This window comes from Avibacterium sp. 21-595, from assembly GCF_023611905.1.
Lineage (GTDB): Bacteria > Pseudomonadota > Gammaproteobacteria > Enterobacterales > Pasteurellaceae > Avibacterium.
This window is the reverse complement of the sequence record NZ_CP091455.1, coordinates 829,619-850,090: the sequence shown is the minus strand read 5'-3', so window position 1 is coordinate 850,090 and position 20,472 is coordinate 829,619. Positions and strand designations below refer to the sequence as shown.

Here is a 20,472-nt window from a genome sequence, read left to right as displayed (position 1 = left end):
CGTTTTGTTAAAAATAGCTATCTTTTTTTTTATTAAAAAATAAGATGGCTATTTTATAGATGCCAATAATTTTTCAATCACACGGGATACCGCAAAAAAGCCAAAGGTGGCAGTAATCATTGTTGCCGCGCCAAAGCCATTGGCGCAGTTCATTGTGGCAGAAACCGCACAATTTCCATCTTGTTGTGGGAAAATCAATGGTTGCGTGGAAAACACGCAATCTACGCCAAATTTCCGTTTAGGATTTTGACTAAAATGAAAATCTTTACGTAAAATTGACCGCACTTTTGCTGCGAGAGGATCTTGAATTGTTCGACTTAAATCGGCAATTTGAATCTGGCTTGGATCGGTCTGTCCGCCCGCACCACCAACAGTGATAATTTTAATTTTCTGCCGTTTACAATAAGCAATAAGTGCAGCCTTGGTTTTGACGCTATCAATGGCATCAATCACATAATCGTAATCCGCGGTGATATAATCCGCTAAATTCTCGCTAGAAAGAAAGTCATCAATAATATGTACTTGGCAATCTGGGTTAATTAAAGCAACACGTTCTGCCATCACTTCTGTTTTTAGCTTGCCGATATTGCCTGAAATAGCGTGAATTTGGCGATTAATATTGGTAACACAAATATCGTCCATATCAATCATTGTAATCTTGCCAATGCCGGAGCGAGCAAGCGCCTCAACAGCCCAAGAACCGACCCCGCCAATGCCGATCACGCAAATATGTGCTTGGCGTAAACGTTGTAAGGCAGCTGGGCGATAAAGTCGCCCAATGCCACCGAAACGCTGTTCATAATTATCTATGCGTTCACTCATTATTGTAATAACCACACACGTCCGTAATGTTTGGATAAGCCTGCGATATGCCCAGCGTCATCACCGATGCCACGATATAAATCGAAATGTTGCCCTTTTACCGCTCCTCCGACATCTAACGCAATCATCAAATGCAGTTTATGCTCTCCCGTCCATCTACCTTGTTTATCTATTTGTGGGACTTCGACTAAAACGATAGAACCAGAAGGAATAACAGAGCGATCAGAGGCAATCGACGCCATTGGCACAAGTGGCACGCCCGCCGATCCTTTTACTTTGCCAGTTGGATCATTTTTAAAATACACATAAGAAGGATTACGTTCTAGCAAGGCTTGTAAGCGAGAAGGATTAGCTTTCGCCCAGTCCTTAATAGCTTGAATAGACATTTTTTCTTTAGCGATTTCACCGTCTTCCACTAATAAACGACCAACTGCCACATAATCTAAGCCATTTTGCCCAGCATAAGCGAAATAATTTAACTCACCGTGGCCAAAATCCACATAACCACTACCTTGAACACCAAGTAGGAAGTTGTCGATCATCGAATCGCTATAAGCTAATTCTAAGCCTTTCCCCTTTAGTGCGCCTGCATAAATTTGCGCACGGCTTACACGTTTTTGTGAAGGGCTTGGCATTGCATAAATTGGTTGATTATATTTGCCTTGCGGTGTACGACGCGCGTGGATTACTGGGGAATAATATCCTGTCATTAAGACATTTTGATAACCATCTTGCCCCTTCATGATCATTGGGTGAATACCAAAATTTGCTAATTCATTCACATTAGCGCCAGATAACACCCAATTCGTTACTTTACCGTAACTCACCGCAAATTTATTGGTTAAGCGAGAAGAATATTGACGTACATTAGAAAGTTGAGTTAAAAAATCCCCTTGATTTATTACCGCACTTTGATTTTCTACTGCGGAAACAGGCATTAAGAATTGTTGCTGATAAGTGCGTCCATCATATTTCGCCCCAAAGATTTTCGGATCTGCCAAGTGATTACTTGAATTTGCTATTTTGTTGGAATGATTAGAACTTGAACAAGCCGAAAGCACCGCAATCGCTAAAAGTGCGGTGCATTTTTTGAAAATTTTTGCTGACATTCGCAATGGATTCCTTAATAAAATAATTCGCAATGAAACGGCGTAAAATAACAAAAAATCACTTAAAGTGATAGCGATTTTTATATTCTTTCTTCTTTTGATAAAAAACGTGCGGCAGAAATTTTGTACATTTTGCGTTGAAAGACAGCAAATTGCCGATTTTTATATCAGTTAACACATTTTTTTAGGATTAAGGCTTGCATTACAAATAAAATCGCGTATAGTACGCCCTCACAGACGCGGGGTGGAGCAGCTTGGTAGCTCGTCGGGCTCATAACCCGAAGGTCGTTGGTTCAAATCCAGCCCCCGCAACCAAATGCTTAACCGTCGATTTTATCGGCGGTTTTTTTATTTCGCTTTTCCTTAATTTTTTTCAACCAGATGATTTAGAAATAATTTTCATAAAAAAACACCGCACTTTTTGTTGCGGTGTTTCTGTTAAAAAGCATTACGCAATGATACTGACGTTTTCGGCTTTTTTTCCTCTTTTATCATCAACAATATCAAACGCGACGGCTTGACCTTCTTTTAAGGTGCGAAATCCATTTGATTGAATTGCTGAGAAATGCACGAACACTTCTTCGCCACCTTCTGATTGTAAAAAACCAAACCCTTTTGCTTCATTGAACCATTTTACGGTTCCGTTATTTCTAGACATTTTAAATCCTAAGTTAAATCTAATCTTAGATAACGTAATAATATTATGATGATAAAATAAAAAACTTTAAATATAGCCACAGATTATTAATTGTTATCTCTACTGCTTAAAAAAGCAGTTGCCATACTAACAGCATCGCGATGAAATAGCACCTTTTATTTGCAATAAATCCAATTTATTTTTTAATTGGCTAATTTATTGAGTAATTTTTGATGAATGCCTCCAAAGCTGCCATTTGACATTACTAAAATATGATCGCTTGGTTTTGCCTCTGCTACAATCATATCAACCAATTTGTCTAAATTGCCAGTCCAGCTAGCTGGTTGGACGCATTGGTTTGCGATTTCTACCACATCCCATGGAATGTTATCTGGCTGCAATAAAAAAATATGATCGGCACGAACCAGTGCTGGCGCGAGTTCATCTTTATGTACGCCCATTTTCATTGTATTAGAGCGCGGTTCTAATACCGCCAAAATCCGCACTCCACCGCCAACTTTATCGCGAAGTGCGGTTAGTGTAGCAAGAATTTCTGCGGGGTGATGGGCAAAATCGTCATAAACACTAATGCCATTAACTTCCCCTTTGAGTTCTAAGCGGCGTTTTGCATTAATGAAACTCGCTAAAGCGCTACAAGCATTTTCAATGGATACGCCTGCGTGATAAGCTGCAGCAATCGCCATTAATGCATTATGCATATTATGCTGACCAACAATATTCCATTTCACTTCTGCGACTTTTTCACCAAAATGATACACCGAAAATTCGGTGCAATCATTGGTAATACGTTCCGCATACCATTCTTGGTTTTCTCCTAAAAATTGTTGTTCAGACCAACAGCCCATTTCCAGTGTTTCTTTTACGCTTTGTTCGTTGGCAAAAGAGAGAATACGACCACTTGCCGGAATGGTGCGAATCATATGATGAAATTGGCGCTGGATCGCTTTTAGATCATCAAAAATATCAGCGTGGTCAAAGCCGATATTATTAATAATTAATGTTTTTGGTGCGTAATGAATAAATTTAGAACGTTTATCAAAAAATGCCGTATCATATTCATCGGCTTCAATCACAAAATAAGGGCTTTGTCCTAGACGCGCTGAAGTGCCAAAATTGCCCGCGATACCACCAATTAAAAAGCCCGGGTTTAACCCGTTTTTCTCTAAAATCCAAGTGAGCATACCGGTTGTTGTGGTTTTGCCGTGCGTACCTGAAACAGCAAGCACCCAGCGATCACGTAATAAATTATCATGTAACCATTGTGGGCCTGAAGTATAAGGCAAACCATTCTCAAGCACATATTCTACGCAAGGATTTCCCCGTTTCATTGCATTTCCAATTAAAACTAAATCTGGCGCAGGCTCAAGCTGAGCGGGATCGTAATTAGGAATAATGTCAATCTGATTTTCCTGCAAAAAGGTACTCATTGGTGGATACACATTAACATCCGATCCCGTTACTTTATATCCCATTTGTTTGGCAATAATTGCCACGCCGCCCATAAAAGTACCGCAAATTCCAAGAATATGAATATGTTTTTGTGTCATTTTTTTTATCTCTTATATACAAAAAACGAAAATAAAATGTGCCTGAGATCACAAACTCAATAAGAGATTATTTCTCTTGCTCAAAGGGTAGTTATAATAAATCAACTTTTTTAGACTGTACAACTTATTCATTAAAAAATAGGAATAAATTATGAAAACGTTAGGGCAATTTATTGTTGAGAAACAAGCGGAATATCCTAATGCGAAAGGAGAGCTTTCAGGTATTCTTTCTTCAATTCGTTTGGTTGCGAAGGTTATTCATCGCGACATTAATAAAGCAGGATTAACCAATAATATTATTGGTAATTCAGGAGTTGAAAATGTGCAAGGTGAAGTGCAAATGAAATTAGATTTATTTGCCCATAACACAATGAAACAAGCTCTCATTGCACGAGAAGAAGTAGCGGGCTTTGCTTCTGAGGAAGAAGAAAATTTTGTTGCTTTTGATACGGAACGAGGGCGGAATGCAAAATATGTTATTTTAACCGATCCTTTAGATGGCTCATCAAATATTGATGTGAATGTTGCCGTTGGGACGATTTTTTCTATCTATAAGCGCATCTCTCCCATTGGCTCACCGGTTACCTTAGCAGATTTTTTACAGCCTGGACATCGCCAAGTGGCGGCAGGCTATATTGTTTATGGTTCATCAACAATGCTAGTTTATACCACTGGTAATGGCGTTAATGGCTTTACTTACGATCCTTCATTAGGGATATTTTGCCTTTCACATGAGAATATTCAAATGCCACCAACAGGAAAAATTTATTCAATCAATGAAGGGCAATACCTTAAATTTCCATTAGGTGTGAAAAAGTATATTAAATACTGCCAAGAAGAAGATAAAGCCACTCAACGTCCTTATACTTCACGCTATATTGGTTCTTTAGTTTCTGATTTTCACCGTAATTTATTAAAAGGCGGTATTTATATTTATCCAAGTGCCACAAATTATCCAAATGGTAAACTTCGTTTACTTTATGAAGGCAATCCAATGGCATTTTTAGCGGAACAAGCAGGCGGTTTGGCAACGAATGGAGAAAGTCGGATTTTAGATATTCAGCCAACTGAATTACACCAACGTTCACCACTTTTTATTGGCTCAAAAGAGATGGTAGAAAAAGCACAAGATTTTATGAGTGAATTTAATTAGCTCTTTCATATCTAATAAGGGCAAGACTTATCTAGAAAGTGATTGCCCTTTTATAAGCGAAAAATAACAAAAAATAATACCGCACTTAAGATTTTTATCTTTTATATTTATAAATAAATGATCTTTTTTCTATAACTTCCGCTAAAATATGTTGGCTAATGAATCAACAATGGAGAATGACAATGAAATTAGCCTCATTATTTAAATGTTCTGCTTTAACCTCCCTATTTACGCTATCTTCTTTTGCTTATGCTTATCAGCCTAATCAAACTTACCATTTTACTGTATTGCATACGAACGACTTACATGGTCATTATTGGCAAAATAAGAATGGTGAATATGGTCTCGCGGCCCAGAAAACGTTGATTGATCGTATTCGTGCAGAAGTAGAGAAAAAAGGTGGTTCAGTAATTTTATTGAATGCTGGAGATTTTAATACAGGCGTACCTGAATCCGATTTGCAAAATGCAAAACCCGATATTGAAGCATTAAATTTAATGGGCTATGAGGCATTAACGTTAGGTAATCACGAATTTGATAACCCGTTGCAATTACTTGAGATGCAAGAAAAATGGGCAAAATTTCCATTTTTAGCTGCAAATGTCTTTTATCAAAAAACGGGAGAGCCGCTTGTTCATCCTTACACGATGTTAGACAAACAAGGCTTAAAAGTAGCGGTTGTTGGTTTAACGACTGAAGATACTGCGAAATTAGGAAATCCAGAATTTATTTCAGCGGTGAAATTTGAACGCCCTACTGAAAGTGCTAAAAAAGTGTTAGCACAATTAGATAAAAATGAACAACCCGATCTTAAAATTGCGCTGACTCATATGGGATTTTATCCTAATGCGAAATATGGTTCTAATGCACCGGGTGATGTTTCAATGGTGCGTGAATTACCTGCTGGCGCATTTGATATTGTTATTGGCGGACATACCCACGACACCCTTTGTATGAATGAAGATGGCTCATTTAATGATAAATTTAAACCGGGCGATAGCTGTAAACCTTTACTTGAGAAAAATACTTGGATTATGCAAGCAGGTGAATGGGGCAAATATTTAGGGCGAGCGGATTTTACCTTTAAAGATGGCAAACTCACTTTAGAAAACTATCAATTAATACCAATTAATTTGAAAAAGAAAGTGAAAAAAGAAGACGGTACTAGTGAATATGTGTTGTATCAAGAAGAAATTCCAGCCGATCCTGCCTTGCTGGCACATCTTAAAACTTATCAAGATCAAGGTGATAAATTGCTTGGTCAAGTGGTGGGAAAAGTAGATGATCGCCTAGTGGGAGATCGCGATATTGTACGCTTCCATCAAACAAATTTAGGGCAACTTATTGCTCGCTCGCAAGCGGAACGTGTAAAAGCGGATGTTGGTATTATGAATTCTGGTGGAATTCGTGCTTCTATTGATAGTGGTGATGTAACTTATAAAGATATTCTAACTGTACAGCCTTTTGGTAATATCATCAGTTATTTTGAAATGAAAGGCAAAGATTTGCTCAATTACCTTGATGTCGTGGCATTGAAAGAAGTTGATTCTGGTGCTTACCCTCAGTTTTACGGTATTACAATGACGGTAGATCGCAAAGTCAAAAAAGTCTCTGATGTAAAAATTCAAGGAAAACCAATCGATCTCAATAAAGTGTATCGTGTTTCTTTACCAAGTTATTGTGCTGCTGGAGGAGATGGCTATCCTGTCGTTACTAATAATCCAACCTATGTTAATACAGGATTTGTTGATGCAGATAGCTTAAAAGAATATTTCCAAGAACATTCACCAATTAAAGCCGCTGATTTTGAGGCAAATAAAGGAATTATTTATAAAGAATAGTTTTTATCGAGGAAAAAAATAGCCAACGCATTGTTGGCTATTTTATTAATTTGATAATGGAAAGAAGTCATCCTTACAGGATATTTGCTTCTTTTTTATTCTGAAATATCCTTTTCTGTAAAACGCTCAATTTTTGCGCCTAACCCACGTAATTTCTCTTCAATATGCTCGTAACCGCGATCGATATGATAAATACGATCTACAATGGTTTCACCACTGGCAATACAGCCGGCAAGCACTAAACTGATTGAAGCACGTAAATCCGTTGCCATTACTTCCGCACCTGAAAGGCTTTCTACACCGTGGCAAATAGCCGTATGGCCTTCAATCTCAGCCTTACCGCCCATACGGATAAGCTCTGGAATGTGCATAAAACGGTTTTCAAAAATAGTTTCCGTAATTTTACTTGTCCCTTCTGCCACCATATTTAAGAGGGTGAATTGCGCTTGCATATCCGTTGGGAAACCAGGATGTGGCATCGTGCGAATATTAACCGCTTTTGGGCGTTTTCCTTTCATATCTAACGTGATGGTATCTTCAGTAATTTCAATTTCTGCACCTGCTTCACGTAATTTATCGATCACCGCATCTAAAGTATCTGCTTTCGTGTTATGGCATACAATACGCCCTCCCGAAATAGCACCAGCAACAAGGAAAGTACCTGTTTCAATACGATCGGCAACCACGGCGTGTTCACATCCCGTAAGACGTTTAACTCCTTCAATGGTAATCGTATCCGTGCCTGCTCCACTAATTTTTGCTCCCATTTTATTTAAAAATACGGCGGTATCTACAATCTCAGGTTCACGAGCGGCATTTTCAATAATTGTTGTTCCAGTTGCCAATGTTGCCGCGGTCATAATAGAAAGGGTTGCCCCTACACTAACCTTTTCCATCACAATGCGTGTTCCACTCAAACGCCCATTAGTATGTGCTTTTACATAACCGTCTTCCAGTTTAATCTCTGCCCCTAAGCGTTCTAAACCGCTGATATGTAAATCCACTGGACGAGCGCCAATGGCACAACCACCGGGAAGTGAAACCTGTCCTTGATGGAAACGTGCAACAAGCGGTGCTAATGCCCAAATAGAGGCACGCATTGTTTTCACCAATTCATAAGGTGCAATAAAATGATTAATTTTCGAACCGTCTAAATGTACTACACCACCGTCTTTTTGTTCTACTTGCATACCAAGCTGACGCAAGATTTTTAGTGTGGTTTCAATATCTTTTAATTCAGGTACATTGGTTAAGGTAACGGGTTCTTCCGCTAAAATAGCGGCAAATAAAATAGGTAATGCGGCATTTTTTGCCCCTGAGATTTTGACATCTCCGCTTAAACGAGATTGCCCATAAACACGAAATTTTTGCATAACAACGTCCTAAAAATTAATTAATGGGATTAAGTAAACGCTCACGCTTCCACTTTTCTTGGGTAAAGGTTTTGATAGTTAATGCGTGAATTTCCCCTGAGGAAAAATATTGCATTAGCGGCGCATAAATGGTTTGTTGCTGCTTTAATCTTGATAATCCTGCAATTTCATCATCAATCACAATCACCCCAAAATGAGCATTCTCGCCTTGTACATAAATTTCTTCAAGCCCTAAAGCCTCTTTTAAAATTTGTTCAATTTCTTGCGTTTCCATTAATTTTTTCCATTCTGTTGTAAAAACGGGTCAATCCATTTTGATAACCCAAAAAGATCAGCCAACGTGAGAAATTGCTCAGGTGCATTTTGAATGATTTGCATCTGTGCTTGCGTTTGGCAATGATGAAGAAAATCACATAATAATGCAAAACCTGCGCTGTCAATTCGCGTTAAATCGGCAAGTTCCCAAATAACTTGCTGGCGTGCGATTTTATCTGCTGATAAAAAAGAATAACGTTGTTCCCATAACGGCAACAACGTTTTTCTGGATAACGCCCCAGTCAAGCGGAGCGTTATCTTATCATCATTTTGTTCAAATGCCCAAGTTAAACTTGAGGTTAAACCTGATGTGTTGTGCATTGATTATTTACCCAATGTAACAGGCACATTCGCCGCTTTTTGCACTTGTTGGGTTAGTGCTTCGATCCCATCTTTGCGTAAAGTCGCACTCCATTCTTGTTTTTTAGTATTAACCATACTCACGCCTTCAGCTGCCATATCATACACTTGCCATTGACCTGTTTTGCTATTTTTACGCCAAAAGAAGTTTAAATTAATCGGCTGCGCATTACCATTTTGTACCACTTTCACCCGAATGCTCATTTGGTTATCAGAAACATTTTTCGGTTTTTCAATGTCAATTTTTTGGTTTTTATACAGCGTTAAAACTTGTGCATAAGATTGCTCAATAAATTGATCAAACGCAGCGAAAAATTTTGTACGCTGTTCTGGTGTAGTCGTTTTAAAATACTGACCTAACACCAATGAACCGGCATAATTCACGTGTACATAAGGCATTAAATCTTGACGCACAATAGTTCTTAAATAATTTGGATTTTGCTTAATCTGACTTTGGCTGTTAGCAATATCGCTAAACAATTTGTCTGATGCTTTTTGCATTAAGTCGTATGGGGTATCATCCGCCATTGCGTGCAGTGCAAAAAGTGCGGTGAAAATAACTAATGTTTTTCTTAACCAGTTTGTCATTGTTTGTTTTAACATCGATTCCTCCGTAAAACGAAAAAAGAAATTATTGTTGCGTTTCAGGTTTGCTGTCATCAGATTTATTTTTGTCTCCATATAGGAATTGTCCGACTAAATCTTCTAACACCATTGCCGATTTGGTATCCACAATTTTGCTCCCCTCTTTGAGCATTTTAGTGGTTTCCCCATCGTCAAATCCAATACTTAACGCAATATACTGTTCGCCTAATAAACCTGAGGTTTTAATTGATAATGAACTATTATCAGGAATTTCATTATATTCTTGATTAATTGCTATCTTTACCACAGGCAAATAAGTTTGTGGATCAAGCTCAATATCGGTCACTCGCCCAATTACCACGCCGCCCACTTTTAATGGCGCACGCACTTTTAGTCCACCGATATTGTCAAAAGTTGCACTAACTTGATAAGATTTTGTTTGGCTAAATCCTTGCACATTCGCTACCTTTAAACCTAAAAAGACCAAGGCACCAATGGCAAGCAATAAAAATAACCCTACCCAAAATTCATACTTTGCTGTTTGTCGCATAAAAACTACCTTAATTTTACACCGCACTTTAATATTGTACGGATTTTCTGAATGAAACGAAATCGTTCGGTGAGTCAAATAATTAACTTCCACCGAACATCATTGCAGTTAAAATAAAATCTAACCCTAGCACAACCAAAGACGCATTCACCACGGTTTTGGTAGTCGCTTTGCTAATACCTTCAGACGTTGGCAAACTGTCATAACCATTAAATAAAGCAATCCACACCACGGCAATAGCGAAACAAATACTCTTAATTAAACCATTGAGAATATCCGTTTTCCAAGTTACGGCGTTTTGCATTACCGACCAAAAACTCCCCGCATCAACGCCTTTCCAATCCACACCAACCAATGAACCGCCCCAAATACCAACAGCGATAAAAATGATTGATAAAATTGGCATTGCAATCACTCCCGCCCAAAAACGTGGTGAAATCACACGGCGAAGAGGATCAACTGCCATCATTTCAAGGCTTGAAAGTTGCTCCGTTGCTTTCATCAACCCTATTTCAGCCGTTAGCGCTGAGCCAGCTCGTCCCGCAAACAATAATGCAGTAACCACAGGCCCTAATTCACGCAATAAGGAAAGCGCTACCAATTGCCCAAGGCTCGTTTCAGCAGAAAAATCCACTAACACCACATAGCCTTGTAGTCCAAGCACCATACCAATAAACAAGCCTGAAAGCATAATAATAAGTAAAGACTGTACACCTAAAACATATAGCTGTTTGATAAGTAACGGAAAATGTTTTCTCAATTGCGGTGTACCAATCAGCGCGCCCCACAGCATAAACCCTGAACGCCCAGTCCCTTTACAGAAATTAATTGCACTACGACCGAGTGCGCGAATCATCTCACTTATCATTAAATAACTCCTGAATATAATCTCCAGCAGGATAATGAAAACGTACTGGACCGTCCGCCTCTCCGCGGATAAATTGCTGTACCTGTGGATCTTGACTTGCTAATAAGGCTTCAGGTTTTCCTTCTGCAATCACCCGTTTATCCGCAATAATATAAGCATAATCAGCAATACTTAATACTTCTTGTACATCGTGAGAAACCACAATAGAAGTAAGTTGTAACGCTTCATTTAATCGTTTAATTAAGCTGACAATTACCCCCATACTTATAGGATCTTGCCCAGTAAAAGGTTCATCATACATAATTAATTCAGGATCAAGGGCAATGGTTCTCGCTAACGCGGCACGTCTTGCCATACCGCCAGATAACTCAGAGGGCATTAACTCTGCCGCCCCTCGCAATCCAACTGCTTCAAGTTTCATTAATACCATTTCTCGAATTAATTGCTCTGGCAGAGTTGTATGTTCACGAATCGGAAAAGCGACATTATCAAAAGTAGACATATCGGTAAATAATGCCCCAGACTGAAATAACATACCAATACGCTGACGTAATTTATACAGCTCTGCACGGGACATTCGACAAATATCTTTGCCATCAACGAGAATTTCACCGCTATCAGGCGAAAGCTGTCCACCAATAAGGCGCAATAATGTCGTCTTGCCAATCCCTGATGGCCCCATTATGGCGGTAATTTTCCCTTGTTCAACGCGTAAATTTAGGCGTTCATAAATGATACGCTCACCGCGTTTAAAAGTGAGATTTTTTACTTCTACAAAAGAACGAGCCATAGCACGTTTATTCACCTGTATTATTCAAAATGTGGCAATGATATGCGATGCAAGCAGAATGTCAAAGTCTGTTTTCCTATTTTCTTTATTCATTTTGCGGTGAATTAAGCTTAAAATACAATAAAAGTATGCAAACTTAGTCCTTTTTAGCTGAATTTCGCTGAAAATAAACTTTGTAAAAAATTGTAAAAATTTATACCGCACTTTGATTTACGCGGAATTATTCTTGCTTTTGGCAAAATTATGCTATCATTTCGCACTTACATTAATCTTGAAGAAATGAGCCATTCAAACTATGAATATTCGCTTGAATATTGTTTTGTCGGTGATTGCCCTTGCATTACTTGCTTGGTTTTATAACCTTCAACAGACGGATACAGAAAAACTTGCCGGCTTGATTAAATCGCAAGATAGCCCTGAGTATATCGGTGAGAAAATGCAAACTACGGTTTATTCACCGACTGGAGAAAAGCAATATGTTGCGCTCGCTGACAAAGTGGAACACTATGCCTCTAATGGAAACACCGATTTTCAGAATCCTGTGGTTTATCTCTATAATGTACAAGATGAAACCTTAGGCTCACAAAGTTGGAAGATCAGTGCTAAAAATGCCAAATTAACCAAAGATAATCTTTTATATTTAGACGGTGATGTATTGGTACAAAGTCTATTGCGCGATTCCCGTTTACAGCGTGTTAGTACAGAACGCGCGACAATAAACCTAAAGACGCAAGATATTCACTCTGATACAATGGCAACCATTACTGGCTTAAATTTTACTTCCAGTGGTTCGCAGCTCACTGGGAATTTACAGCAACAAATTGCAACCTTAAAGGAACAGGTGAAAACTCACTATGAAATTAACAAGTAAATCGCTTTTATTTTTTGCCACACTGATGACGTCAATGTCAGCTTTTGCTTTAAAAGATGATACAAATCAACCGATTAATATTGAATCAAACAACCAAGCACTCGATATGGAAAATAAAACCGTTACCTTTACAGATAACGTTGTGATCACCCAAGGGTCAATTTTAATTAAAGCGGATAAAGTCGTCATTACTCGTCCAGATGAGAATAGTAACAAAAAAGAAACCGTCGATGCTTATGGACGCCCAGTAACATTCCATCAACAATTAGACGATGGTAAGCCAGTAGATGGCAAAGCGAATAAAGTCCATTACGATCTTGGTACTGAATTTTTAACCCTCACAGGAAATGCAGAATTAAAACAACTAGACAGTAAAATTACGGGACAACGCATTACTTACGATGTAAAAAAACAACAACTAAAAGCCACCGGTTCCAGTAAGTCTCGCGTGAAAACCGTATTAATTCCGGCACAATTAAATAATAAAAACAAATAGGACAAGCCTTATGCCAACGCTTTATGCAGAACATTTAGCCAAAAGCTACAAGAGCCGAAACGTGGTTTCTGATGTGAGTTTAAACGTGAAATCCAATGAAATTGTGGGATTACTTGGGCCTAATGGTGCAGGCAAAACCACGACATTCTATATGGTTGTCGGCTTGGTGCAACAAGATGAAGGCAACATTCGTATTGATGATGAAGACATTAGCTTATTGCCAATGCACGATCGTGCAAGAAAAGGCGTGGGCTATTTACCCCAAGAGGCGTCGATTTTCCGTCGCCTAAGTGTATATGATAACTTAATGGCTGTGCTTGAAATTCGTAAAGACTTAAATAAACAGCAACGGCAACAACGTGCGGAAGAATTGATTGAAGAATTTAACATTGGTCATATCCGCGATAATCTAGGTCAATCGCTTTCGGGCGGGGAACGTCGCCGTGTGGAAATTGCTCGTGCTTTAGCCGCCAATCCCAAGTTCATTTTACTTGATGAACCCTTTGCAGGGGTTGATCCCATTTCCGTCATTGATATTAAAAAAATTATTATGGATTTACGTGATCGCGGATTAGGTGTATTAATAACCGATCATAACGTGCGTGAGACCCTTGATGTGTGCGAGCGTGCTTACATTGTAAGCGCAGGAAAAATGATCGCCACAGGTACACCTGAAGAAGTGATGAATAACGAACAGGTGAAACGGGTTTATCTAGGTGAAGAATTTAAACTATAACTTATGACTAAATTTACACAATTACTGAGTCTTGAAAATATTCGCCAAGGACTGGTTTGTTCTAGCAAGAAACGTGTGTTTGAAACAATCAGCCGTATTGTGGCAGATCAAATTCAAGGCGATGAAGATCCCGAGCATAGCAGTTTTGATTGCTTATTTAACCGAGAAAAATTAGGTAACTCTGGTTTGGGAAATGGTGTTGCAATGCCAAAAGGGCGTTTACATACAGGCGATAAACCTATCGCCGTATTTTTGCAACTCGCCACTCCTATTGATTATGAGGCGGCAGATCACCGTGATGTGGACTTAATTTTTGCCTTGCTTATTCCTTCCGAGGTGTGTGGCGAGTTTTCCCAATCTGTTCTACCTGAATTAGCCGAAAAATTGTTGGATAAATCGCTTTGTAAGCAATTAAGAGCGGCACAAAGTGCGGAAGAAATTTGGCAAATTTTTGAATATATCGATAACCATTCTGATGACGAACAAGAAAATCAGAATAATGAACAAGCAACAGAAGAAACAGAAACTGAACAGTAATCATCATTCAGGGGAGAAATCAGATGGAAATCATCATTATTAGCGGACGCTCTGGTGCAGGTAAATCTGTTGCATTACGGGCTTTAGAAGATATTGGTTACTATTGCGTTGATAATCTCCCTGTTACACTTCTTCCTGAACTGGCTACTATTTTGGCAAAGCAACAATCTTCTGTTGCCATTAGTATTGATATTCGCAATCTTCCTTCCTCACAAACAGAGCTAGAACAAAGCCTTGAGCAACTGCAACAGACCTATCAAGTAAAAATTATTTTCCTTGATAGTGAACGAAACGCCTTGATTAAGCGTTATAGTGATTCACGTCGTTTGCACCCACTTTCATCTGATTCACTTTCTCTTGAATCCGCGATTGATGCAGAACAACACTATCTTACCCCACTCATTGATGCCGCCAATTTAATTATTGACACCACCCATCTTTCCACCCACGAACTGGCAGAACGCCTGCGTGAATTTTTACTCGGATATAAACAAAAAGAATTAAAAATTATTGTAGAATCTTTCGGCTTTAAATACGGCATACCACTTGATGCCGATTACGTTTTTGATGTGCGCTTTCTCCCTAATCCCCATTGGAATCCAGAGCTTCGACCAATGACAGGATTAGACCAGCCAGTAATAGATTTTCTCAATAAACACAATGAGGTAAATCATTTTATCTATCTTACCCGAAACTATATTGAAACCTGGCTTCCAATGCTTGAACAAAATAACCGTAGCTACCTCACCATTGCGATCGGCTGTACAGGTGGGAAACATCGTTCAGTCTATATAGCTCAACAACTTGGCGAATATTTTCAAGCAAAAGGGAAAAATGTTAGCATCCAACATAAGTCTCTTGAGAAACATAAATAGAAAACTGCTTACGATAATATCCTAAGCAGTTTCAGCTATTTTAGCTCGCAATCTTCCCAAATTCCTCAAAAAAAGTGGGGAATGTTTTTGCTGTACATTTCGGATCGAGAATGGTAACGGGCGTATTTGAAAGGGCGATAAGTGCGAAGCACATTGCCATTCGGTGATCATTATAAGTTTCAATTTCTGCGTGCTTAAAATCTGTTAAAGAGAGCGGTTGGATACGGATATAATCCTCGCCTTCTTCAACTTCAGCGCCAACTTTACGCAGTTCGGTTGCCATTGCACTTAAGCGATCTGTTTCTTTGACGCGCCAATTATAAATATTGCGGATAACCGTTTCGCCTTCGGCAAATAATGCTGTCGTTGCAATGGTCATTGCGGCATCAGGGATATGATTCATATCCATATCAATGCCTTTTAATTGCCCTTTTTCGGCTTGAATGAAATCCTCTCCCCAGGTAATTTTTGCGCCCATCTTTTCTAATACATCGGCAAATAAACGATCGCCTTGAATGGAGTATTTACCAATGCCTGTTACTTTCACCTTGCCTTTAATTGCGCCTGCCGCAAGAAAATAAGAAGCCGAAGAGGCATCGCCCTCCACCAAATAGCGTTTAGGTGAGATATAGCACTGGTTACCTTGCACAAAAAAGGTATGGTAATTATCGTTACGTACGGTTACCCCAAAATCTTTCATCATTGCTAGCGTGATGTCAATATAAGGTTTGGAAACCAGCTCTCCGATGATCTCTATCTCCATATCCCCTTCTGCCAATGGGGCAGCCATTAAAAGTGCGGTCAAAAATTGCGACGAAATTGAACCATCAATTCGCACTTTTCCGCCTTTTAACCCTGTATTTTGAATGGCAACAGGGGGATAGCCTTCATTTTCTAAATAGCGAATATTCGCCCCGACTTGGCGTAATGCGTCCACCAAATGTTTGATTGGACGCTCTTTCATTCTAGGTTCGCCAGTAAGAACCACTTCAGCAGGCTGTTCGCCTTTTAAACATAATGCTGCTGCCAAAGGGCGCATTGCTGTACCTGCATTGCCTAAATAGAGAGATAAGCCACTTTGCCATTGAAACGCACCGCCAATGCCTTCAATTTCGCACACGGATTTATCTTCAGAAAGCTGATATTTCACCCCAAGGGCTTGCAAGGCGTTGAGCATATGGCGAATGTCATCACTATCAAGTAAGTTGGTTACTTTTGTTGTGCCTTTCGCAAGCGCCGCAAGTAACAAAGCACGATTTGATAAACTTTTTGACCCCGGGAGGTTAATTTCTCCCTCTACCAAAGAAATAGGTTGTAGTGTTAATTTTTCCATCTTCTCTTTAGCCCTTATTTAATACATTTAAAAGTGCGGTGAAAAATTTATCATTTTCTTCCGGTAAACCAATACTCACACGCAAGTGATTAGGCATTCCGTAACCTGCGATAGGGCGAACGATCACCCCCTCACGCAATAATTCTTCATAAATAGGCTGAGCAGGACGTTTAAAATCAATGGTAATGAAATTGCCTTTGGACGGAATATATTCCAATTGATGTTGCTGGCAAAATTGCTCATAGCGTTGCATTTCAGTGCGATTATTTACTGCCACTTTTTCTACGAAAGCATCGTCTTTCAACACAGCACTAGCGGCAGAAAGTGCCAGTACATTACAGTTAAACGGCTGGCGCACGCGGTTTAATAAGTCGGCAATTTCAGGGTGAGACACCGCATAGCCAATACGTAATCCTGCTAATCCATAGGCTTTAGAAAGAGAGCGAGAAATAATTAAATTTGGATATTTTTTTGCTAATGCAAAAGAATCAATACGTTCTTCTGGACGGGTAAATTCGGTATAAGCCTCATCTAGCACAACAATAATATGGGCTGGTACTTGAGCCAAAAATTGCTCAAGCTCTTGCTGTGTAAGAAAATTTCCTGTTGGATTATTTGGGTTAGCAATAAAGATAAGTTTTGTTTTGTCATTAATGGCTTGCAAAAAGCCGTCTAAATCGTGTCCCCAATTTTTTGCCGGAATTTCTCTTGCCACTGCATTAATGGCTTTGGTAACCAAAGGATAAACAATAAAAGCATATTGCGAATAAATAATTTCATCTTTTTCACTGGCAAATGTGTGGGCGAATAATTCCAATAAATCGTTTGATCCATTACCAAGGGTAATTTGTTCTGCTTTAACGCCAAATTTTTCAGCAATGACGGTTTTTAATTCAAAACCGTTGGCATCGGGGTAACGAGTGAGATGTGGCAACTGTGCTTGAATGGCATCAATGGCACTTTGTGGAAAGCCAAAAGGATTTTCATTAGAGGCTAATTTCACAATATTTTGCACGCCAAGTTCACGTTCTAATTCTTCAATTGGTTTACCTGCTTGATAAGGGGAAAGGGATTTCACCCCTTCATTCGCAACATCAATAAATTGCATTTTTGTTCCTTGTGTTTAATGTTGATACAGCGAAGGCTTGCCCATATCAATTAGCAAGCCTTTGATAATTAATAAAATTAACGATTTTCAGTAGCAAATTTTTCCATAAACGCAATTAAGGCTTTTACCCCCTCAATCGGCATTGCGTTATAAATGGACGCCCGCATTCCACCAATCACTTTATGCCCTTTTAATGCTTGTAAGCCAACTTCTGTGGCTTCAGTAACAAACTTCATATTGAGTTCATCATTGCCTGTGCTGAAAGTAACATTCATTAAAGAGCGGTTGTTTTTTGCCACAGAATTGTGATAGAAATCGCTTTGATCTAAATAATCATAAAGCAACTGGGCTTTTTCTTGATTGCGTTTTTCGACCGCTTTCACGCCCCCTTTTGCTAATAAATACTTAAAGACTAAAGAACAGAGATACCAAGCAAACGTAGGTGGCGTGTTAATCATTGAATCACTGTTGGCTTGCACGGCATAATTCCAAATAGATGGTGTGGTTTCACGTGCCTTACCAATTAAATCTTCACGCACAATGACAATAGTAATGCCCGCAGGCCCTAGGTTTTTCTGCGCTCCTGCATAAATAATCCCAAACTGGTTAATATCCACTTCACGAGAAAGAATATTTGAAGACATATCCGCCACTAATACCGCCTTCCCCACTTTTGGCACATCAAAAATTTCTACCCCACTAATGGTTTCATTCGGGCAATAATGTACATAATCATACTGTTCCGCAATATCGCTGAAATCAAGCTGTTCTACGCTTAATTCATTACCTTGCAATAAAATATTGACTTCATCCACTTCACAAAACAAACGTGCCTCTTTTGCGGCAGTCGAAGACCAATGCCCACTGGTTAAATATAAAGCTTTGCCTTTTTCACCAATTAAATTCATCGGTATGGCGGCAAATTGCCCACGGGCACCTCCTTGCAAAAAGAGGATTTTATAATTATCAGGAATGTGATACAGCTCACGGAAATCTTTTTCAGCTTGAGTGATTAATTCCATAAATAATTTACCGCGATGGCTTACTTCCATAACAGAAGTATGCTGACCTTGCCAATTTAATAATTCTGCTTGTGCTTGCTCTAACACCTCACGAGGCATCATTGCTGGCCCCGCACTAAAATTAAATACCTGTGTCATTTTCCATTCCTAATGATGATTGTTGTGTAAAAATAATCTGCTAGTTTTATCACCTCAAAGAAAGCGAATCAATGACTTTTATTTAATTCAGAAAAATTTTTGATCTTATCCACAAAAAAGCACGGAAGTCTTTGACGAAAAAAGTAAAAAAGACTACATTAATTAACGCAATGCAATCGATAAATCTTATTGAATTTATTATTAATCTATTAGAGAGTTGAAACTTATGGAAACAGTCAATAAACAGTCTTTCCAAGATGTCTTGGAGTATGTGCGTATGTATCGTTTAAAAAACAAACTATTGCGTGATATTGATGACAATAACCGCAAAATCCGTGACAACCAAAAACGTGTTCTATTATTAGACAATCTTAATCAATATATCCGTGATGATATGAGTGTGGAAGATATTCGTGTGATTATCGAAAATATGCGTGAAGACTATGATGGTCGTGTTGATGACTACCGCATTCGTAATGCAGAACTTGCTACACAACGCCGTGAAATTAGCGCAAAAATGAAAGAACAGAAAAAAGCACACGCTGAGCGTGTAAAAAAATAATGAGATTAAACAAAAAGGGAATGGCTCAGCATTCCCTTTTTACTTGTACTGTTAATTAATCATTAGTGTAATACAACTTACCAATTTCGATCTTCTGCCTTCCGTTTGCTTCACGCCATTTATTGGTATCACGTAAGGAATACACGCATCCACAATATTCTTGTTGGTAGAAGCGTTCACGTTTGCTGATTTCAATCATTCGTTGTGATCCGCCCCCTTTACGCCAGTTGTAGTCCCAATATTCCACATCATCATATTTCGCTGCGGCACGGTGTCCGCAGCCGTTAATTTGGTTCATATCTTTCCAACGAGAAATACCTAAACAGCTAGTAAATACCGGAAAACCGTTTTCGTGCGCATATTGTGCTGCTTTTTCAAAACGCATATCAAAACACATTGTGCAACGAATACCTCGCTCTGGCTCATTTTCCATACCTTTAGCTCGGTCGAACCAGTTTTGTCGATCATAATCGGCATCAATAAATGGAATTCCCCATTTTTCTGCAAAACGGATATTTTCTTCTTTGCGGATTAAATATTCTTTCAATGGGTGAATATTCGGGTTGTAGAAATAAATGGTAAATTCAATGCCTGAGGCGTGAATAGCTTCCATCACCTCGCCTGAACAAGGGGCGCAACAAGAATGTAATAAAAGTTTGTTATGCCCATTTGGTAAACTCAATTTTTCACGCACAAAAGGGGCATTAGGATCTTTTTTGGCTTTACGTGAAGAGCGGTTAGATTTTTGCGAAAATTGCACCGCACTTTGGTCTGTTTCGTGATTAGTTTGTTGTTCCATAATAAATAATAGCAAAAAATAAAA

23 protein-coding genes and 1 tRNA gene are annotated in these 20,472 nt (G+C 38.9%); 9 read left to right on the top strand and 15 right to left on the bottom strand.

What is annotated here, in order from left to right:
- Positions 1-48: 48 nt before the first annotated feature.
- Together tcdA and mltA are read right to left on the bottom strand one after the other, a co-directional pair.
- Complete coding sequence (gene tcdA, locus L4F92_RS04085) at positions 49-822, bottom strand: tRNA cyclic N6-threonylcarbamoyladenosine(37) synthase TcdA (protein WP_250364305.1); 774 nt, start codon at positions 820-822, stop codon at positions 49-51.
- The gene (gene mltA, locus L4F92_RS04080; RefSeq protein WP_250364304.1) at positions 822-1,931 is read right to left on the bottom strand and encodes a murein transglycosylase A; all 1,110 of its coding nucleotides are present in this window, start codon (positions 1,929-1,931) and stop codon (positions 822-824) included. Before mltA ends, tcdA begins: the two co-directional genes overlap by 1 nt.
- Positions 1,932-2,169: 238 nt before the next feature.
- Here mltA and L4F92_RS04075 point away from each other — a divergent pair.
- Positions 2,170-2,246 (top strand) — tRNA-Met (locus tag L4F92_RS04075).
- Positions 2,247-2,379: 133 nt separating this feature from the next.
- Here L4F92_RS04075 and L4F92_RS04070 read toward each other — a convergent pair.
- Together L4F92_RS04070 and mpl are read right to left on the bottom strand one after the other, a co-directional pair.
- On the bottom strand, positions 2,380-2,589 hold the full coding sequence (locus tag L4F92_RS04070; RefSeq protein ID WP_250350646.1) for a cold-shock protein: 210 nt from the start codon (positions 2,587-2,589) through the stop codon (positions 2,380-2,382).
- A gap of 182 nt (positions 2,590-2,771) precedes the next feature.
- Entirely contained in the window at positions 2,772-4,136 is a 1,365-nt protein-coding gene (gene mpl, locus L4F92_RS04065) for a UDP-N-acetylmuramate:L-alanyl-gamma-D-glutamyl-meso-diaminopimelate ligase (RefSeq protein WP_250364303.1), read from the bottom strand.
- 151 nt (positions 4,137-4,287) lie between these two features.
- Between mpl and fbp the strand changes: the two genes are divergently transcribed.
- Together fbp and ushA are read left to right on the top strand one after the other, a co-directional pair.
- Positions 4,288-5,289, top strand: a complete 1,002-nt coding sequence (gene fbp, locus L4F92_RS04060; protein ID WP_250364302.1) for a class 1 fructose-bisphosphatase — start codon at positions 4,288-4,290, stop codon at positions 5,287-5,289.
- A 182-nt stretch (positions 5,290-5,471) separates the two neighbouring features.
- Positions 5,472-7,130, top strand: a complete 1,659-nt coding sequence (gene ushA, locus L4F92_RS04055) for a bifunctional UDP-sugar hydrolase/5'-nucleotidase UshA (protein WP_250364301.1) — start codon at positions 5,472-5,474, stop codon at positions 7,128-7,130.
- Positions 7,131-7,225: 95 nt separating this feature from the next.
- Here the strand turns inward: ushA and murA are convergent, their stop codons facing one another.
- The 7 genes from murA to mlaF all read right to left on the bottom strand — a co-directional run bounded on the left by murA (position 7,226) and on the right by mlaF (position 11,971).
- Complete coding sequence (gene murA / locus L4F92_RS04050; RefSeq protein WP_250364300.1) at positions 7,226-8,503, bottom strand: UDP-N-acetylglucosamine 1-carboxyvinyltransferase; 1,278 nt, start codon at positions 8,501-8,503, stop codon at positions 7,226-7,228.
- Between the two features lie 16 nt (positions 8,504-8,519).
- A complete protein-coding gene (locus L4F92_RS04045; RefSeq protein WP_250350651.1) occupies positions 8,520-8,777 on the bottom strand; it encodes a BolA family protein in 258 nt (85 codons plus the stop codon).
- On the bottom strand, positions 8,777-9,139 hold the full coding sequence (locus L4F92_RS04040; RefSeq protein ID WP_250364299.1) for an STAS domain-containing protein: 363 nt from the start codon (positions 9,137-9,139) through the stop codon (positions 8,777-8,779). Before L4F92_RS04040 ends, L4F92_RS04045 begins: the two co-directional genes overlap by 1 nt.
- 3 nt (positions 9,140-9,142) lie before the next feature.
- A complete protein-coding gene (gene mlaC / locus L4F92_RS04035; protein ID WP_250364298.1) occupies positions 9,143-9,781 on the bottom strand; it encodes a phospholipid-binding protein MlaC in 639 nt (212 codons plus the stop codon).
- 28 nt (positions 9,782-9,809) lie between these two features.
- Positions 9,810-10,313 (bottom strand): outer membrane lipid asymmetry maintenance protein MlaD, encoded by a 504-nt coding sequence (gene mlaD, locus L4F92_RS04030; RefSeq protein WP_250364297.1) that lies wholly within the window; start codon positions 10,311-10,313, stop codon positions 9,810-9,812.
- 82 nt (positions 10,314-10,395) lie between these two features.
- A complete protein-coding gene (mlaE, locus tag L4F92_RS04025; RefSeq protein WP_250364296.1) occupies positions 10,396-11,181 on the bottom strand; it encodes a lipid asymmetry maintenance ABC transporter permease subunit MlaE in 786 nt (261 codons plus the stop codon).
- Positions 11,171-11,971, bottom strand: coding sequence for a phospholipid ABC transporter ATP-binding protein MlaF (gene mlaF, locus L4F92_RS04020; protein ID WP_250350656.1), 801 nt, complete (start codon positions 11,969-11,971; stop codon positions 11,171-11,173). Before mlaF ends, mlaE begins: the two co-directional genes overlap by 11 nt.
- A gap of 295 nt (positions 11,972-12,266) precedes the next feature.
- Between mlaF and lptC the strand changes: the two genes are divergently transcribed.
- The 5 genes from lptC to rapZ are packed head-to-tail and all read left to right on the top strand — an operon-like array spanning position 12,267 to position 15,486.
- Positions 12,267-12,842: an LPS export ABC transporter periplasmic protein LptC gene (lptC, locus tag L4F92_RS04015; protein WP_250364295.1), complete on the top strand. Its 576-nt coding sequence runs from the start codon at positions 12,267-12,269 to the stop codon at positions 12,840-12,842.
- Positions 12,826-13,338, top strand: coding sequence for a lipopolysaccharide transport periplasmic protein LptA (lptA, locus tag L4F92_RS04010; protein ID WP_250350658.1), 513 nt, complete (start codon positions 12,826-12,828; stop codon positions 13,336-13,338). Before lptC ends, lptA begins: the two co-directional genes overlap by 17 nt.
- A gap of 10 nt (positions 13,339-13,348) precedes the next feature.
- On the top strand, positions 13,349-14,074 hold the full coding sequence (lptB, locus tag L4F92_RS04005; protein WP_250350659.1) for an LPS export ABC transporter ATP-binding protein: 726 nt from the start codon (positions 13,349-13,351) through the stop codon (positions 14,072-14,074).
- Positions 14,075-14,077: 3 nt separating this feature from the next.
- The gene (gene ptsN / locus L4F92_RS04000; protein ID WP_250364294.1) at positions 14,078-14,611 is read left to right on the top strand and encodes a PTS IIA-like nitrogen regulatory protein PtsN; all 534 of its coding nucleotides are present in this window, start codon (positions 14,078-14,080) and stop codon (positions 14,609-14,611) included.
- 23 nt (positions 14,612-14,634) lie between these two features.
- Positions 14,635-15,486 (top strand): RNase adapter RapZ, encoded by an 852-nt coding sequence (gene rapZ / locus L4F92_RS03995; protein ID WP_250364293.1) that lies wholly within the window; start codon positions 14,635-14,637, stop codon positions 15,484-15,486.
- A 40-nt stretch (positions 15,487-15,526) separates the two neighbouring features.
- Here the strand turns inward: rapZ and aroA are convergent, their stop codons facing one another.
- The 3 genes from aroA to serC all read right to left on the bottom strand — a co-directional run bounded on the left by aroA (position 15,527) and on the right by serC (position 19,087).
- Positions 15,527-16,819 (bottom strand): 3-phosphoshikimate 1-carboxyvinyltransferase, encoded by a 1,293-nt coding sequence (aroA, locus tag L4F92_RS03990; RefSeq protein WP_250364292.1) that lies wholly within the window; start codon positions 16,817-16,819, stop codon positions 15,527-15,529.
- Positions 16,820-16,826: 7 nt separating this feature from the next.
- Positions 16,827-17,927, bottom strand: a complete 1,101-nt coding sequence (hisC, locus tag L4F92_RS03985) for a histidinol-phosphate transaminase (protein ID WP_250364291.1) — start codon at positions 17,925-17,927, stop codon at positions 16,827-16,829.
- Positions 17,928-18,004: 77 nt separating this feature from the next.
- On the bottom strand, positions 18,005-19,087 hold the full coding sequence (serC, locus tag L4F92_RS03980) for a 3-phosphoserine/phosphohydroxythreonine transaminase (protein ID WP_250364290.1): 1,083 nt from the start codon (positions 19,085-19,087) through the stop codon (positions 18,005-18,007).
- A 226-nt stretch (positions 19,088-19,313) separates the two neighbouring features.
- Here serC and L4F92_RS03975 point away from each other — a divergent pair, with 226 nt between their 5' ends.
- Complete coding sequence (locus L4F92_RS03975) at positions 19,314-19,649, top strand: DUF496 family protein (RefSeq protein ID WP_250350674.1); 336 nt, start codon at positions 19,314-19,316, stop codon at positions 19,647-19,649.
- Positions 19,650-19,704: 55 nt separating this feature from the next.
- Here the strand turns inward: L4F92_RS03975 and L4F92_RS03970 are convergent, their stop codons facing one another.
- On the bottom strand, positions 19,705-20,448 hold the full coding sequence (locus L4F92_RS03970) for an epoxyqueuosine reductase QueH (RefSeq protein WP_250364289.1): 744 nt from the start codon (positions 20,446-20,448) through the stop codon (positions 19,705-19,707).
- Positions 20,449-20,472: the final 24 nt, after the last annotated feature.

Excerpts from the sequence above, each read along its gene's own strand:
- tcdA (WP_250364305.1), bottom strand. The coding sequence starts at position 822 with ATGAGTGAACGCATAGATAATTATGAACAGCGTTTCGGTGGCATTGGG.
- mltA (WP_250364304.1), bottom strand. The coding sequence starts at position 1,931 with ATGTCAGCAAAAATTTTCAAAAAATGCACCGCACTTTTAGCGATTGCG.
- L4F92_RS04070 (WP_250350646.1), bottom strand. The coding sequence starts at position 2,589 with ATGTCTAGAAATAACGGAACCGTAAAATGGTTCAATGAAGCAAAAGGG.
- mpl (WP_250364303.1), bottom strand. The coding sequence starts at position 4,136 with ATGACACAAAAACATATTCATATTCTTGGAATTTGCGGTACTTTTATG.
- fbp (WP_250364302.1), top strand. The coding sequence starts at position 4,288 with ATGAAAACGTTAGGGCAATTTATTGTTGAGAAACAAGCGGAATATCCT.
- ushA (WP_250364301.1), top strand. The coding sequence starts at position 5,472 with ATGAAATTAGCCTCATTATTTAAATGTTCTGCTTTAACCTCCCTATTT.
- murA (WP_250364300.1), bottom strand. The coding sequence starts at position 8,503 with ATGCAAAAATTTCGTGTTTATGGGCAATCTCGTTTAAGCGGAGATGTC.
- L4F92_RS04045 (WP_250350651.1), bottom strand. The coding sequence starts at position 8,777 with ATGGAAACGCAAGAAATTGAACAAATTTTAAAAGAGGCTTTAGGGCTT.
- L4F92_RS04040 (WP_250364299.1), bottom strand. The coding sequence starts at position 9,139 with ATGCACAACACATCAGGTTTAACCTCAAGTTTAACTTGGGCATTTGAA.
- mlaC (WP_250364298.1), bottom strand. The coding sequence starts at position 9,781 with ATGTTAAAACAAACAATGACAAACTGGTTAAGAAAAACATTAGTTATT.
- mlaD (WP_250364297.1), bottom strand. The coding sequence starts at position 10,313 with ATGCGACAAACAGCAAAGTATGAATTTTGGGTAGGGTTATTTTTATTG.
- mlaE (WP_250364296.1), bottom strand. The coding sequence starts at position 11,181 with ATGATAAGTGAGATGATTCGCGCACTCGGTCGTAGTGCAATTAATTTC.
- mlaF (WP_250350656.1), bottom strand. The coding sequence starts at position 11,971 with ATGGCTCGTTCTTTTGTAGAAGTAAAAAATCTCACTTTTAAACGCGGT.
- lptC (WP_250364295.1), top strand. The coding sequence starts at position 12,267 with ATGAATATTCGCTTGAATATTGTTTTGTCGGTGATTGCCCTTGCATTA.
- lptA (WP_250350658.1), top strand. The coding sequence starts at position 12,826 with ATGAAATTAACAAGTAAATCGCTTTTATTTTTTGCCACACTGATGACG.
- lptB (WP_250350659.1), top strand. The coding sequence starts at position 13,349 with ATGCCAACGCTTTATGCAGAACATTTAGCCAAAAGCTACAAGAGCCGA.
- ptsN (WP_250364294.1), top strand. The coding sequence starts at position 14,078 with ATGACTAAATTTACACAATTACTGAGTCTTGAAAATATTCGCCAAGGA.
- rapZ (WP_250364293.1), top strand. The coding sequence starts at position 14,635 with ATGGAAATCATCATTATTAGCGGACGCTCTGGTGCAGGTAAATCTGTT.
- aroA (WP_250364292.1), bottom strand. The coding sequence starts at position 16,819 with ATGGAAAAATTAACACTACAACCTATTTCTTTGGTAGAGGGAGAAATT.
- hisC (WP_250364291.1), bottom strand. The coding sequence starts at position 17,927 with ATGCAATTTATTGATGTTGCGAATGAAGGGGTGAAATCCCTTTCCCCT.
- serC (WP_250364290.1), bottom strand. The coding sequence starts at position 19,087 with ATGACACAGGTATTTAATTTTAGTGCGGGGCCAGCAATGATGCCTCGT.
- L4F92_RS03975 (WP_250350674.1), top strand. The coding sequence starts at position 19,314 with ATGGAAACAGTCAATAAACAGTCTTTCCAAGATGTCTTGGAGTATGTG.
- L4F92_RS03970 (WP_250364289.1), bottom strand. The coding sequence starts at position 20,448 with ATGGAACAACAAACTAATCACGAAACAGACCAAAGTGCGGTGCAATTT.